Origin of the sequence: Segatella copri (assembly GCF_009494835.1) — a bacterium.
In the GTDB taxonomy this organism is placed as follows: Bacteria; Bacteroidota; Bacteroidia; order Bacteroidales; family Bacteroidaceae; genus Prevotella; species Prevotella copri_F.
Map to the genome: position 1 here is coordinate 122,207 of NZ_VZBE01000089.1, position 12,642 is coordinate 134,848.

Annotated in this window: 15 protein-coding genes; 11 read left to right on the forward strand and 4 right to left on the reverse strand. The window is 45.0% G+C overall.

Annotation, left to right across the window (positions count from 1 at the left end):
* Positions 1-18: 18 nt before the first annotated feature.
* Together murB and F7D47_RS14435 are read right to left on the reverse strand one after the other, a co-directional pair.
* The gene (murB, locus tag F7D47_RS14430; protein WP_153085465.1) at positions 19-1,074 is read right to left on the reverse strand and encodes a UDP-N-acetylmuramate dehydrogenase; all 1,056 of its coding nucleotides are present in this window, start codon (positions 1,072-1,074) and stop codon (positions 19-21) included.
* Positions 1,075-1,106: 32 nt separating this feature from the next.
* Positions 1,107-1,964 carry a DUF4348 domain-containing protein gene (locus F7D47_RS14435; protein WP_119238297.1) on the reverse strand — a complete coding sequence of 286 codons (858 nt, stop codon included), beginning with the start codon at positions 1,962-1,964 and terminating at the stop codon, positions 1,107-1,109.
* Positions 1,965-2,078: 114 nt separating this feature from the next.
* Between F7D47_RS14435 and pheS the strand changes: the two genes are divergently transcribed.
* The 11 genes from pheS to F7D47_RS14480 all read left to right on the forward strand — a co-directional run bounded on the left by pheS (position 2,079) and on the right by F7D47_RS14480 (position 12,095).
* Positions 2,079-3,119: a phenylalanine--tRNA ligase subunit alpha gene (pheS, locus tag F7D47_RS14440; RefSeq protein WP_118079092.1), complete on the forward strand. Its 1,041-nt coding sequence runs from the start codon at positions 2,079-2,081 to the stop codon at positions 3,117-3,119.
* A gap of 32 nt (positions 3,120-3,151) precedes the next feature.
* Positions 3,152-3,703, forward strand: coding sequence for a DUF3332 domain-containing protein (locus F7D47_RS14445; RefSeq protein ID WP_040552794.1), 552 nt, complete (start codon positions 3,152-3,154; stop codon positions 3,701-3,703).
* Positions 3,704-4,513: 810 nt separating this feature from the next.
* Entirely contained in the window at positions 4,514-6,925 is a 2,412-nt protein-coding gene (locus F7D47_RS14450; protein WP_153085464.1) for a TonB-dependent receptor, read from the forward strand.
* Positions 6,926-7,102: 177 nt separating this feature from the next.
* Positions 7,103-8,668: an acyl-CoA carboxylase subunit beta gene (locus tag F7D47_RS14455; RefSeq protein WP_153085463.1), complete on the forward strand. Its 1,566-nt coding sequence runs from the start codon at positions 7,103-7,105 to the stop codon at positions 8,666-8,668.
* 24 nt (positions 8,669-8,692) lie between these two features.
* Complete coding sequence (locus F7D47_RS14830; protein ID WP_176425588.1) at positions 8,693-8,842, forward strand: hypothetical protein; 150 nt, start codon at positions 8,693-8,695, stop codon at positions 8,840-8,842.
* Positions 8,843-8,852: 10 nt separating this feature from the next.
* The gene (locus F7D47_RS14460) at positions 8,853-9,278 is read left to right on the forward strand and encodes a biotin/lipoyl-containing protein (protein WP_022120280.1); all 426 of its coding nucleotides are present in this window, start codon (positions 8,853-8,855) and stop codon (positions 9,276-9,278) included.
* A gap of 185 nt (positions 9,279-9,463) precedes the next feature.
* Positions 9,464-10,273 (forward strand): HesA/MoeB/ThiF family protein, encoded by an 810-nt coding sequence (locus tag F7D47_RS14465; RefSeq protein ID WP_006846891.1) that lies wholly within the window; start codon positions 9,464-9,466, stop codon positions 10,271-10,273.
* A 221-nt stretch (positions 10,274-10,494) separates the two neighbouring features.
* On the forward strand, positions 10,495-10,779 hold the full coding sequence (locus tag F7D47_RS14470; RefSeq protein ID WP_153085462.1) for a hypothetical protein: 285 nt from the start codon (positions 10,495-10,497) through the stop codon (positions 10,777-10,779).
* Between the two features lie 120 nt (positions 10,780-10,899).
* Positions 10,900-11,196 (forward strand): hypothetical protein, encoded by a 297-nt coding sequence (locus tag F7D47_RS14475; protein WP_153085461.1) that lies wholly within the window; start codon positions 10,900-10,902, stop codon positions 11,194-11,196.
* A 91-nt stretch (positions 11,197-11,287) separates the two neighbouring features.
* Positions 11,288-11,464: a hypothetical protein gene (locus F7D47_RS14835; RefSeq protein ID WP_194252612.1), complete on the forward strand. Its 177-nt coding sequence runs from the start codon at positions 11,288-11,290 to the stop codon at positions 11,462-11,464.
* Positions 11,465-11,468: 4 nt separating this feature from the next.
* Positions 11,469-12,095 carry a GNAT family N-acetyltransferase gene (locus tag F7D47_RS14480; RefSeq protein ID WP_119230155.1) on the forward strand — a complete coding sequence of 209 codons (627 nt, stop codon included), beginning with the start codon at positions 11,469-11,471 and terminating at the stop codon, positions 12,093-12,095.
* A 171-nt stretch (positions 12,096-12,266) separates the two neighbouring features.
* Here F7D47_RS14480 and F7D47_RS14485 read toward each other — a convergent pair whose 3' ends face one another.
* Together F7D47_RS14485 and F7D47_RS14490 are read right to left on the reverse strand one after the other, a co-directional pair.
* Positions 12,267-12,455, reverse strand: a complete 189-nt coding sequence (locus F7D47_RS14485) for a hypothetical protein (RefSeq protein ID WP_153085460.1) — start codon at positions 12,453-12,455, stop codon at positions 12,267-12,269.
* A 21-nt stretch (positions 12,456-12,476) separates the two neighbouring features.
* Positions 12,477-12,638, reverse strand: coding sequence for a hypothetical protein (locus F7D47_RS14490; protein WP_153085459.1), 162 nt, complete (start codon positions 12,636-12,638; stop codon positions 12,477-12,479).
* Positions 12,639-12,642: the final 4 nt, after the last annotated feature.

A 12,642-nucleotide genomic window follows, 5' to 3' on the forward strand; every position in this document is an offset into this window, starting at 1 on the left:
TGAAAACAACCGAATTCTTCACTTCACATTCACCTCCGGATGAATCTCTATGCCAAACTTCTGCTTCACATCCTCCTGGATGGTCTTACAGAGTTTTACGATTTCCTTGCCCGTAGCACCGCCACGATTCACAAGCACCAGTGCCTGCTTATCATGCACACCGGCACGCCCCAGACTCTTACCCTTCCAGCCACACTGATCAATCATCCAGCCAGCCGGAATCTTTTCATGAGCATCATCGATGGTATAATGAGGCATACCTGGATAAAGAGCAGCCAGTTCTTCGTACTTTGCTTTCTCTACGATAGGATTCATAAAGAAACTGCCTGCATTACCAAGCACCTTAGGATCTGGCAATTTTGCCTCTCTAATTTCTATGATGACATCACGAAGCTGCTGGGCTGTAGGCTTAGCAATATGCTTAGCCTCGAGCGCAGAACGGATATTACCATAATCCAGATCCGGACGGAAGGTCTTCTGTAAACGGTAAATCACATGCGTTACAAGATACTTATCCTTCCACTCATGCTTAAATTTACTCTGACGGTAACTATACTCGCAGTCGGCATTATCAAACACCACTACCCTACCCGTAGCTATCTCAACCGCTTCCACCTTATATATAATATCCTTGGCTTCCACACCATAGGCACCGATATTCTGAACCGCACTGGCACCTACTTCACCCGGAATAATACTCAGATTCTCCGCTCCATGATAGCCATGCTCTACGGCATAAGCTACCACATCATCAAACACCTCACCACTACCACAGGAAAGGAATACCCAATCCGGATTACACAAAGCATCATCCCCCTCTGCAGTTGCCAAAGTCTTGTTGTCTAGAACCTCAATACCCATAATAGCCGAATGGAGTACTGTACCTGCATAATCACCGGTCAGCAAGAGATTGCTGCCGCCACCCAAAATGAGCAGCGGTTGATCTGCCTCTGTCAGCAAGCCCACTATCTGTCGGGCTTCCTCAACCGATTCATACTCCAGAAATCTGCTGCATTTAGCATCAATCCCGAATGTGTTGTGAGCCAAAAGGCCATAGTTACGAATATCCTTCATATCTGGTTAAACTATTACTACTAACTAAAAAGCTACATATTCAGTTTGATCAGTTCCCATTTTCCTCCAATTTTTTTGAAAGTAAGAGAGGTTTCCATACCATTGGCAATACCACGAATCACGAAGATTTTCCGGTTGCTCTCGGTATATTTCTGACCATAGATTATATTGTAAATCATGCCGTGAGGCAGTTGAGGCGCAAAGGCAGGCCATGTTTCCGGGTCTATATCGCCTGTCATCGTACTGAAATCATCATCAGGATCAGGACCGGTAAACTTCACCGGATTATGGATATGGCGAGCCTGGAAAGCGGTATCAGTAGCAAAATGTCCGTAAAACTTCAGGAAACTGGCATTATTATTCTGATACATAGGCACGTAGCAGATGCTAGTCATCATCCACTGACCATTGATGCGATTAAACACAAACTGCTGAACTGTCTTTCTACTATAGAACACCTTTTCTATTACTACATGATCGATAGTAGTATCCTTCATCAGTTTCATCTGTTTCTGATTATCAAAAATCAGCGTGTAATAATCCTGGCGCATGAAGAAATGCTCCATCTTCCAATGTTTTTTTTCTATCTTCTTGGTCAGTTTCTTACCGTGATATACCGGCAGCGGGAAGACAATACGACTTTTCTGCAACTTTCTGTTAGCTGCAAAATTAAACACGAAATCATCAAAAAGCTCGTCAGCCGCCTTTGGCATCGGAGTCTCCTCTATCAGCTGTTCTGTAGAGTCCATCGCTTGGGTGTCGGCAATCACCGAGTCGGATGAAGCCGAATCAATGGCAGGCGCAGGCTTCTTGTCTGTGCATCCCACAGACGTGAAACAAACGATGGTAAGCACCGCCATTAACACCGTTAATAAACAGAGTTTTTTCATAAACCTATTAAATTTCTCAAATTTTCCATGCAAAAGTACAACTTTCTTTTGAATTATTTCATCTTTTAAGCAAAAAATGTTATCTTTGCAGTCAAAAAAGATAAAAATATAGATATGTTATTAGAAAAAATAGACGAACTCTTGAAAGAAGTGAGCACTTTGACTGCCCAAAACGCAGAAGAAGTAGAGCAGCTTCGAATCAAGTATCTGAGCAAGAAGGGCGAGATTAACGCCCTTATGGCCGACTTCCGCACAGTGCCAGCCGACCAGAAGAAAGAGGTTGGTGTAAAAATCAACGAACTGAAGAACGCAGCCCTTGAGAAGATCAACGGACTGAAGGAGCAGATGGAAGAAGCCGAGGCATCAAGCGATGATATCGACTTGACCCGTACCGCCTACCCTGTAGCACTCGGTACCCGCCATCCACTCACCGTAGTGAAGAATCAGATTATCGACATTTTCGCTCGCATGGGCTTTACCCTTTTCCAGGGTCCTGAGGTAGATGACGACAAGCACGTATTTACGATGCTCAACTTTGCTGCCGACCACCCAGCCCGCGACATGCAGGACACCTTCTTTATAGAGAAGACCAACTCTGACGATGTTACCAAGAATGTGCTCCTCCGCAGCCATACTTCTGGCGACGAGGCTCACTATATGGAAACTCATGAGCCACCTATCCGTGTGCTCTGCCCAGGCCGCGTTTACCGTAACGAGGCTATCAGCGCCCGCGCTCACTGTTTCTTCCATCAGGTAGAAGGTCTCTATGTAGATAAGAACGTAAGTTTCACCGACCTCAAGCAGGTGCTCCTTACCTTTGCCCGTGAGATGTTTGGTGCAGATACCAAGATTCGTCTCCGTCCTAGCTACTTCCCATTCACAGAACCTAGTGCCGAGATGGATATCTCCTGCAACATCTGTGGCGGTAAGGGTTGCAACTTCTGCAAGCATACCGGATGGGTTGAGATTTTAGGTTGCGGTATGGTTGACCCTCATGATCTTGAGGCTTGCGGTATCGACAGCAATGTCTATACGGGTTATGCCTTCGGTATGGGTGTTGAGCGTATCACCAACTTGAAATATCGCGTGAGCGACCTTCGTCTCTTCTCTGAGAACGATACTCGTTTCTTGCGCGAGTTTGAGTCTGCTAAGTAAAAGATACTCAACATATAAATTAATTAATGACTATGAAGAAAAATTTAACTAAACCTGTCATCGCAGTCCTGCTGGGCGCCTTGACATTCAGTTCTTGCATCGGCTCATTTGGCCTGACAAATTCCGTACTTGACTGGAACAAGAGAGCAACAGACAACAAGTTTGTAAACGAGATTATCTTCGTGCTTATCTCTCCAGCTTACGCAGTATGTTCATTTGCAGACCTTCTCGTTATCAACTCTATCGAGTTCTGGACAGGCGACAAGGTGATTGGCCAGGTAGGAACTACTAAGGACGTAATGGGTAAGGATGGTCGCATGTATGCCATCAAGACATTGAAGAATGGCTACGAGATTACCGACCCAGATGGTGAGAAATCATACTTTGTGTTCGACAAGAAGCACAAGAGTTGGTCATACAGCAAGGATGGCGATATCCGTGAGCTTTTCAGCTTCAACGAGGATGGCAGCATCCAGGCTTGCTTGCCAAGTGGCGAGAAGATCAACGTCCCAGCAGATGCCAATGGTTTATACCAGGTTCGCATGGCTATGAATGATGGTTTGTTCTATGCATTCAATAAGTAAATAATCATAACAATTCCAGCCCGATAAAAGTCTCTTTTATCGGGCTTTTTCATAATCTCCTTTCTCTTTTTCTAAGCAAGTTCATATTTCTCCGTTCCCAACCAAACTCTCCTTAGAATGTCCAAATGCAAAAAAGTGTTTAAAGAAAGCAAAGAAGTGCCTTCACCACCCTTCACCCGTAACTCTCTGACCATCAAAAGAATCGCCAAAAAGGTGAAGGGTGAAGGTTTGAAAACTCTTTTATATATATACGCGTGAAGGGTTAGGGTAAAAACCGAAAAAAAAACCCTAGGGTCAAAAATCGGAAAAACCCTAAAATAAAGAATATAATATAAAGATTAAAAATACACCCTTCACCTTCACCTCCCAAAAATCACATCCAAATTCCTGTTCTGTAAGCAACAGAAAATCATCTGCAGCAATCTATGCCGGAATATATAATCAGGAGACAATTCTCTTTCGGAGATATCATTTTATCCTTCGGAAATATTTTCCTATTTATCGGAGATATTATTTTATCCTTCGGAGATAATTTTCTATTCTTCGGAAATATTTCTTCGAATTTCAAGATAAGGCATAAAAATATAATTTTCGCCAACTGTATTTCCCGAATCCACACAATTGTCACAAATCGCATAGCTATGAAACAGAAAAGAATGTATCTTTGCAGCATCAATCATAAAGGTTGATGTAGATATGGTCTCGTCATGACTGCCAAATCGGGCTGACGCAAATGCATTACAACCAGTGACATTCATCAAAACTTGCAACCATCTACAATATTTTTCAGTTTTTCTCGTTAATAAAAGTATGAAAAATAGATTATTGATACTCACAATATGCCTCATCGCAACCATTAAGATGATGGCGCAGGAGTTTACCCTTCACGGCAAAGTGGTAGACGAGAACAACCAGCCACTGGAGTTTGCCATCGTTTCGGTGGCTAGCCAGGGAAAGACTGCCGTTACTTCGCTCAAGGGAGACTATAGCCTCAAACTGCATTCTGCAGACAGCGTGGTAGTCAAATTCTCATATATCGGCTTCAAGACAAAAACAAAAGTGCTGAGAAGACCGCGAGGAAAACAAACCCTGCAGGTGGTACTTCGCGAAGCATCCACAGCCCTCGATGAGGTGAATATCAAGGGAGAGAAAATACAGTCGGATCAGATACAGGAACTGAAGACTAAGGACATGAAGATGACGCCATCAGCCAACGGAAATGGGGTGGAAAGTCTGGTTCAGCAACAGGCTGGCGTGAGTACCCATAACGAACTCTCTTCGCAATACAATGTGCGTGGCGGTGCCTTCGATGAGAACTCCGTATACATCAACAACGTAGAAGTATTCCGCCCATTCCTGGTTCGCAGCGGACAGCAGGAAGGCCTCTCCGTCATCAACCCTTATATGGTAGATAAAATCGGTTTCTCAACCGGAGGATATGCTGCCAAATACGGAGACAAGATGAGTTCGGCTCTCGACATCACCTACAAAACCCTGAAAGCAAAAAGCAAGAAGCCGGTGGTTGAAGGCAGTCTGGCTGCCAGTCTGCTGGGTGCTGACGCATACATCGGGCTGGGAACCCAGAAACTTTCATGGCTCAACAGCGTGCGCTACAAAACCACCTCTTACCTGCTCGGTTCAATGGAAACCAAAGGCGAATACAAGCCAAACTATCTGGACTATCAGACCTATCTGAGTTACCAGCCCAACAAACGCTGGAAGCTTGACTTCATAGGCTACATCTCTGATAATCACTACAACTTCGAACCGGAAGACCGAGAAACGAAGTTCGGAACAATGGAAAACGTAAAGAGCTTCAGAGTATATTTTGACGGTCAGGAGAAAGACCGCTTCCTCACCTACTTCGGTACACTCGGCATTACCCGCCAGTTTACAGCCAACACCAGTCTCTCGCTTCTGGGCAGTGCTTTCTATACCAAGGAACAGGAGAAATATGACATTCAGGGACAATACTGGCTCGACGAAACCGAGACTTCAGAAAACCTGGGTGTAGGTACCTATTTCGAACATGCCCGAAACTATCTCACAGCCCGCGTGATGAGCGCCAAACTGATGCTCAAGCACAAGGTGAAGAAACATCAGATGGAGGCCGCAGTAAGTCTGAAGCGTGAACATATCGAGGAGAATTCTGTAGAATATGAGATGCGTGATTCTGCAGGATACAGTATTCCTCACAATGGCAAAGACCTCTATATGGTTTATTCACTGAAGGCTCGCAACGAACTGAATGCCAACCGCATGGAAGCTTACATCCAGGACACCTACCGTTTTTCGGGAGGAACAGCCGACAGTACCGGTAATGGACAGACACATTACACCCTGAACTATGGTATCAGAATGAGTCATTGGAATTTCAACAGAGAAACCATCGTGAGTCCTCGTCTGTCGCTCGCCATCATACCAGCCAACCACGAGAATACAACACTCCGTTTTGCGGCAGGTCTGTATTATCAGGCTCCATTCTTCAAGGAATTGAGAGATACATCTACAGTGAACGGCATAACCATCGCATCGCTGAACGGGAAAATCAAGAGCCAGCGAAGCATCCACTTCATCGCCGGCTACGACTATAGGTTCAAGCTAGGAGACCAACGCTATAAATTCTCTGCCGAAGCCTATTTCAAGGCTTTGGGCAATCTGGTTCCTTATTCAGTTAGTAACGTGAAGGTAGTTTATTACGGACAGAACGAATGCAGCGGTCATGCAGCAGGTCTCGACTTCAAACTCTACGGAGAATTTGTTCCGGGTACCGATTCCTGGCTCAGTCTTTCGCTCATGGATACCAAGATGAAACTGGGCGGCAAGAGCATCCCTTTGCCTACCGACCAGCGTTATGCGGTTAACCTCTTCTTCACCGATTATTTCCCGGGCAGCAAGAAGTGGCGCATGTCTTTGAAACTCGCCTTTGCCGATGGTCTTCCTTTCGCAGCTCCCCACAGAGAGCTGGAGACCAACAGTTTCCGTGCCACAGCCTATCGCCGTGCAGATATCGGTATGAGCTATCAGCTGCTCGACAACAGCCGCCGGGAGAAGAAGACCTTCCTGAAGAATGTGATGCTGGGGGTAGATTGTCTCAACCTCTTCGGCATAGACAACGTAAACAGCTATTACTGGGTGACAGATGTAACCAGCCAGCAATACGCCGTACCTAATTATCTTACCGGCAGACAGCTCAATGCCCGCATTCTTTTGGAATTTTAGGACCAAATAATAGTGATTTTTCACATTATTCTAAATATTTAACCGTAGATAGTTCGCTATCTGCGGTTTTTTTCGTATCTTTGCGCCCGAATTATGCGATGACGGTTCGTCCGCTCATTCCATGGATTCAGGAAACCATTCTATAAAGAATAAAGAAATAATACATAATAATCAATTATGAGCAAACAAGTAGAAAAGATTAAGGAGCTGATCGCTAAGCGCGAACAGGCTCGTCTTGGCGGTGGCGAGAAGGCCATCGAGAAGCAGCATGCACGTGGCAAATATACCGCTCGTGAGCGTATCGAAATGTTGGTAGATGCCGGCAGTTTCGAGGAGTATGATATGTTCAAGTTGCATCGTTGCACTAACTTTGGCATGGAGAAGAAGCAGTACCTCGGTGATGGTGTTGTAGCTGGTAGCGCTACTATAGCCGGCCGTCTGGTTTACGTATATGCTCAGGACTTCACCGTAAATGGTGGTTCACTCTCTGAGACTATGGCACAGAAGATCTGCAAGGTAATGGATATGGCTATGACTATGGGTGCACCTGTTATCTGCATGAACGACTCAGGTGGTGCTCGTATTCAGGAAGGTATCTGCGCCCTCGCTGGTTATGGTGAGATTTTCGAGCGCAACATCCTCGCTTCTGGTGTCATCCCACAGATTTCTGCTATCATGGGCCCTTGCGCCGGTGGTGCCGTTTACTCTCCAGGTTTGACCGACTTCATCATCATGAAGGAGCAGACTTCTTACATGTTCCTGACTGGTCCTAAGGTGGTTAAGACTGTAACTGGTGAGGACATCGATGCAGAGCACCTCGGTGGTGCATCTGTTCACGCAACCAAGAGTGGTGTTACCCACTTCGCTGCTAAGACAGAGGAAGAGGCTATCGAGATGATCAAGAGCCTGCTCTCTTACATCCCTAGCAACAATACAGAAGAGGCTCCACGCGTAGAGTGCACAGACCCTATCGACCGCATGGACGATACTCTGAACGAGATTATCCCAGACGATCCAAACCAGGCATACGATATGTATAAGGTAATCGGTGCTGTAACCGATAACGGAGAGTTCTTCGAGGTTCAGCCTAAGTTCGCCAAGAACATCATCACAGGTTTCGCCCGCTTCAATGGTCAGAGCGTTGGTATCGTAGCCAACCAGCCATCAGCATACGCAGGTGTACTCGATGTAAACGCTAGCCGCAAGGCAGCCCGCTTCGTTCGTTTCTGCGATGCCTTCAATATTCCTATCGTATCTCTCGTAGACGTACCAGGATTCTTGCCAGGTACAGGTCAGGAGTACAACGCTGTCATCCTCCACGGTGCACAGTTGCTCTACGCTTACGGCGAGGCTACCGTGCCAAAAATCACTATCACATTGCGTAAGAGCTATGGTGGTAGCCACATCGTGATGGGTTGCAAGCAGTTGCGTGCCGACTTGAACTTCGCTTGGCCATCTTCAGAGATTGCTGTAATGGGTGCCAGCGGTGCCGTTGCCGTTCTCTGTGGTAAGGAAGCTAAGGCTAAGAAGGAAGCTGGCGAGGATGTAAAGGCATTCCTGGCTGAGAAGGAGCAGGAGTATACTGACAAGTTTGCTAATCCATATCAGGCAGCTCAGTATGGTTACATCGATGATGTCATCGAGCCACGTAACACCCGTTTCCGCATCTGCCGTGGTTTGGCTCAGCTCGCTACCAAGCGTCAGAGCTTGCCAGCTAAGAAGCATGGCTGTATGCCAATGTAATGATACAATTAAACATTAGAATAAATGGATAAGAATATTTATGCTGCGATTGCCATGGCACTCTATGAGTACCAGGGCAATAACGTACACGACAAGGAGCCTGGCATCATCACTATCAAGCCACGTCAGACGATGTGGAACGCCAAGTTCTTGAGTTTAACAGCTAAACCATAATGTAATAGAAATGAAAGAGTTTAAATATACAATTGACGGAAAAGAATACAAGGTTCAGATTGACGCTGTTGAGGGTAACATCGCAAGCGTGAACGTGAATGGCGAAGCTTACAAGGTTGAGATGGAACAGGAGGCTGAGCCAGAGAAGAAGAAGGTTGTGCTTGGTCAGCCAGCTGCTGCATCTGATGATGCTGAGGCTACTCCAGCTGCCAACGTAAATACAGCCAATGCTGTAAAGGCTCCTCTCCCTGGTACTATCACCAGCATCGAGGTAGCTGTAGGTCAGGAGGTAAAGGCAGGTGATACTGTTGTCGTTCTCGAGGCTATGAAGATGCAGAACAACATCGAGGCTGAGAAGGATGGCAAGGTTACTGCTATCTGCGTTAAGCCTGGTCAGGCTGTGCTCGAAGAGGATGCACTCGTGGTTATCGAGTAAATCAAGAATTTGAGAATTAGAGAATTATACTTCCGGATTCGGGATTATAATTCGGGTTCTTATAAAGAATATCAAAGGTCGCAAGCTGTTAATTGTTTGCGACCTTTTTCTATACTGCTGTATGAGCATAAACTGCTATACAAAGTATTTTTTTACTAAAGAAAAAAGACATAAAGTACTATAAAATGATAGATTTAACAGAAGAACAGATAGAAAGATACAGCCGCCACATCCTCCTTCAGGATGTAGGCCTCGAGGGGCAGGAAAAGCTCCTCAATGCCAAGGTGCTCATCATTGGTGCCGGAGGATTGGGTTCCCCAGTTGCCCTCTACCTCGCTGCGGCTGGCGTGGGACATATCGGTATCGTGGATGCCGATGTGGTTGACCTCAGCAACCTGCAACGACAGGTCATCCACCAGACCAAGGACTTGAACACCCCTAAGGTGGAAAGCGCCAAGGAGAAGATGATTGCCATCAATCCTGATGTGGAGGTAACAACCTACCATACCTTCCTCGCCTCAGACAATGCCGAGGAAATCATCAAGCCATGGGATTTCGTCATTGATTGCACCGACAACTTCCCGGTGAAGTTCCTCATCAATGATGCCTGTGTGCGACTGGGCAAGGCATTCTCGCATGGCGGCATTCTGAGATTCCAGGGGCAGACCTTCACCCATCTTCCAGGCACGGCTTGTTACCGTTGTTTCTTCAAGGAGCCACCTCCAGCAGGCACTGTTCCTACCAGTAGCCAGGCAGGAGTCCTTGGTGCCATCGCTGGTATGCTCGGAACCATCCAGGCTGCCGAGGCGTTGAAGTACTTCCTCGGTGTGGGCGAACTGCTCACCGACCGATTGCTCACCTTCGATGCCAAGACGATGAACTTCCGCACCATCAAGGTAAAGAAGCGTGCATCCTGCGAAATCTGCGGCGACCACCCTACCATCGATCATCTCATCGACTATGAGCAGGCTGCGTGTGATTTGAAACACCACTAAGATTTAGTGATTATTTTCGAATAAACACATATAACAAAAAGCAAAGTCACAATACCCAGCTCTATCAGCTAGGTATTGTGACTTTTTTTTCAGAACCGACCCAAAGCCCAACAAAGAGCAAAAACCTTGATTATAAGATACTTTATAAAACATTTCTCCCATTTTTCTTGCATGATTCAGATAATAATCGTAAATTTGCAGCAGATAAAATACGCAAGCTTATGAAAGAGAAAAGATATACATTGCCAGAAGAGCAGAAAGATGCAGCTTTCGCTGCAGAGCCTGCACCAGCCTATCACGGAAATGCCGCCATAGCACTTCCCGAGGATGAATGTGCAGAAGAAGATATTGACTGGAATAAGATTCCTGTTGGCTGGCATCCGGCTAATGAAGAAGAAGCCGTGGCTAGGATTGAAGCTATTGAGGCGGAGTATGAGAATGGGCAATATATTGATGTAGAAGATTTTGAAAGAGAACTTAAATCAGAAGGATTATGGCTCATATAAATTATCTATCGCTACGACGAAGCCAACGACCTCATCATTTTCGTAGATTTATGGGATATGAGAAGAAGCCCTAGATATCTGATCTGACAATTCAAAAGAAAACTATAAAGGAAAAAACTTATGAAGGAGAAAAGATATCCATTACAAGAAGAGCAGCCGATTCCAGTTGGCTGGCATCCGGCCAATGAAGAAGAAGCCGTGGCTAGGATTGAAGCCATTGAAGCGGAGTATGAAAGGACAGGTGTTAGCTATAATGAAGAAGAGTTTTTCAATAAACTAAATGAAGAACGAACATGGTCAAATGCAGATGACTTTGAAAAAGAACTAACGGCACAAGACCCGTGGCTAGAAGATTGGAAACGTTCTATCAGTATAGAAGATTTTAGAAAGAACTGCAAGAAGAAGCTTTTTCCGTAACTTTTCTTCCATTTTCCTTGCACTATTCAAATAAAAAACGTATCTTTGCAGCAAAATAAATAACAATAACATTAATAGGAGGAACAGAATTATGGCACTAGCAATAAAAGCAATACCAACACTCTACGGTGAGGAGGCTCGTCGTTTCCAAGATATGGCAGACGAAACAGAGCGCCAATATGATATCAGTCCCAAGCGAGACATCAAAAAAGATCCTCGCTATCGTGCAATGCGCACAATACTCGAAAGGTCAAACATTAATTATTAACAGTATGGGATTTCTTGAAGATAAATGCATATTAGACTTGATAACGGATGACATTCTTAACGAGTGTCATCCTTTTGTTTGTGGCGATGATGATATGGATGAATTCTTTGCCAAAGATGCATTAACTTATACCCACTATAAAATGGGAAAATCTTATTGCTTCCGATTAAAAGACGATCCACAGAATATAGTTGCTTGCTTCACCATATCAAATGATAGCATTCGTATATACGATTTACCAAGCAGCAGACGTAATGCTATGTGGGGAATAACTCATAGAGAAAAAATGCTCACCAGATATCCAGGTGTCCTTGTGGGAAGATTAGCCGTCGCAACTAAGTTTTCCAATAAAGGCATTGGCTCTGAGGTTTTAGATTTTATCAAGATGTGGTTTCTAGATGATGCAAACAAAACAGGTTGCAGATTTGCGATTGTTGATGCCAAAAACGAACCCAATGTTTTACGCTTTTATGAGAAAAACAATTTCAAGACTCTATTCCCTAGAGAAATTGACGAAATATTCTATACAAAACCTCCTAAAAGCGAAGAAGAAAGAAAAGAACAACAAAAGAATCCTCGCCAGTTAAAAACGAGACTGATGTTTAGTGATTTGCTAGCCGATTCCCTATAAAACAAGATATTTCAGGACAGGACCGAATGCCGCTTGTAAAAGGTCTATCTATAAATTATATTCCCCAACTCTGACACTCGGAACAGGATTCTAGCGCCCCCGCATTTCACGGGAGCGCTAGAACTAAAATATACGTAATAAGCTAAACTCTCGCTGAAAGCCCAAAAGCTCCTAGCTCAGGGCAGCACCCTGGGTACACTCGCAATCAGCACCGAGATGATAAGTTACCAAGCCTTCCTCATAGGTGGTGTCCAATACCTGAACCACGGCACTATCCCTATCCGAATGATAACCCACATAAAACCTTATCGCATCAAAACGACGAAAATACCCCATGGCACTCATGCCATGGGGTATCATTATTATTGGGGGTGAGGCTTTTTAATCAGCCCAAATGCTGCCACTTGAATCGCGATAGTCACTAACCGACCCTTCGCTATAATCCTCTTCCTTTGCTTTCAATATTTCAGAGCCAGCGAGGATAGATGTAGTCTCCATTTGGTAGACATTCAGTTCTGGCTTTATATATTCTTTCTTTTTCATAATT

Excerpts from the sequence above, each read along its gene's own strand:
- murB (WP_153085465.1), bottom strand. The coding sequence starts at position 1,074 with ATGAAGGATATTCGTAACTATGGCCTTTTGGCTCACAACACATTCGGG.
- F7D47_RS14465 (WP_006846891.1), top strand. The coding sequence starts at position 9,464 with ATGATAGATTTAACAGAAGAACAGATAGAAAGATACAGCCGCCACATC.
- F7D47_RS14455 (WP_153085463.1), top strand. The coding sequence starts at position 7,103 with ATGAGCAAACAAGTAGAAAAGATTAAGGAGCTGATCGCTAAGCGCGAA.
- F7D47_RS14480 (WP_119230155.1), top strand. The coding sequence starts at position 11,469 with ATGGGATTTCTTGAAGATAAATGCATATTAGACTTGATAACGGATGAC.
- F7D47_RS14830 (WP_176425588.1), top strand. The coding sequence starts at position 8,693 with ATGGATAAGAATATTTATGCTGCGATTGCCATGGCACTCTATGAGTAC.
- pheS (WP_118079092.1), top strand. The coding sequence starts at position 2,079 with ATGTTATTAGAAAAAATAGACGAACTCTTGAAAGAAGTGAGCACTTTG.
- F7D47_RS14435 (WP_119238297.1), bottom strand. The coding sequence starts at position 1,964 with ATGAAAAAACTCTGTTTATTAACGGTGTTAATGGCGGTGCTTACCATC.
- F7D47_RS14485 (WP_153085460.1), bottom strand. The coding sequence starts at position 12,455 with ATGATACCCCATGGCATGAGTGCCATGGGGTATTTTCGTCGTTTTGAT.
- F7D47_RS14445 (WP_040552794.1), top strand. The coding sequence starts at position 3,152 with ATGAAGAAAAATTTAACTAAACCTGTCATCGCAGTCCTGCTGGGCGCC.
- F7D47_RS14490 (WP_153085459.1), bottom strand. The coding sequence starts at position 12,638 with ATGAAAAAGAAAGAATATATAAAGCCAGAACTGAATGTCTACCAAATG.
- F7D47_RS14470 (WP_153085462.1), top strand. The coding sequence starts at position 10,495 with ATGAAAGAGAAAAGATATACATTGCCAGAAGAGCAGAAAGATGCAGCT.
- F7D47_RS14460 (WP_022120280.1), top strand. The coding sequence starts at position 8,853 with ATGAAAGAGTTTAAATATACAATTGACGGAAAAGAATACAAGGTTCAG.
- F7D47_RS14450 (WP_153085464.1), top strand. The coding sequence starts at position 4,514 with ATGAAAAATAGATTATTGATACTCACAATATGCCTCATCGCAACCATT.
- F7D47_RS14475 (WP_153085461.1), top strand. The coding sequence starts at position 10,900 with ATGAAGGAGAAAAGATATCCATTACAAGAAGAGCAGCCGATTCCAGTT.
- F7D47_RS14835 (WP_194252612.1), top strand. The coding sequence starts at position 11,288 with ATGGCACTAGCAATAAAAGCAATACCAACACTCTACGGTGAGGAGGCT.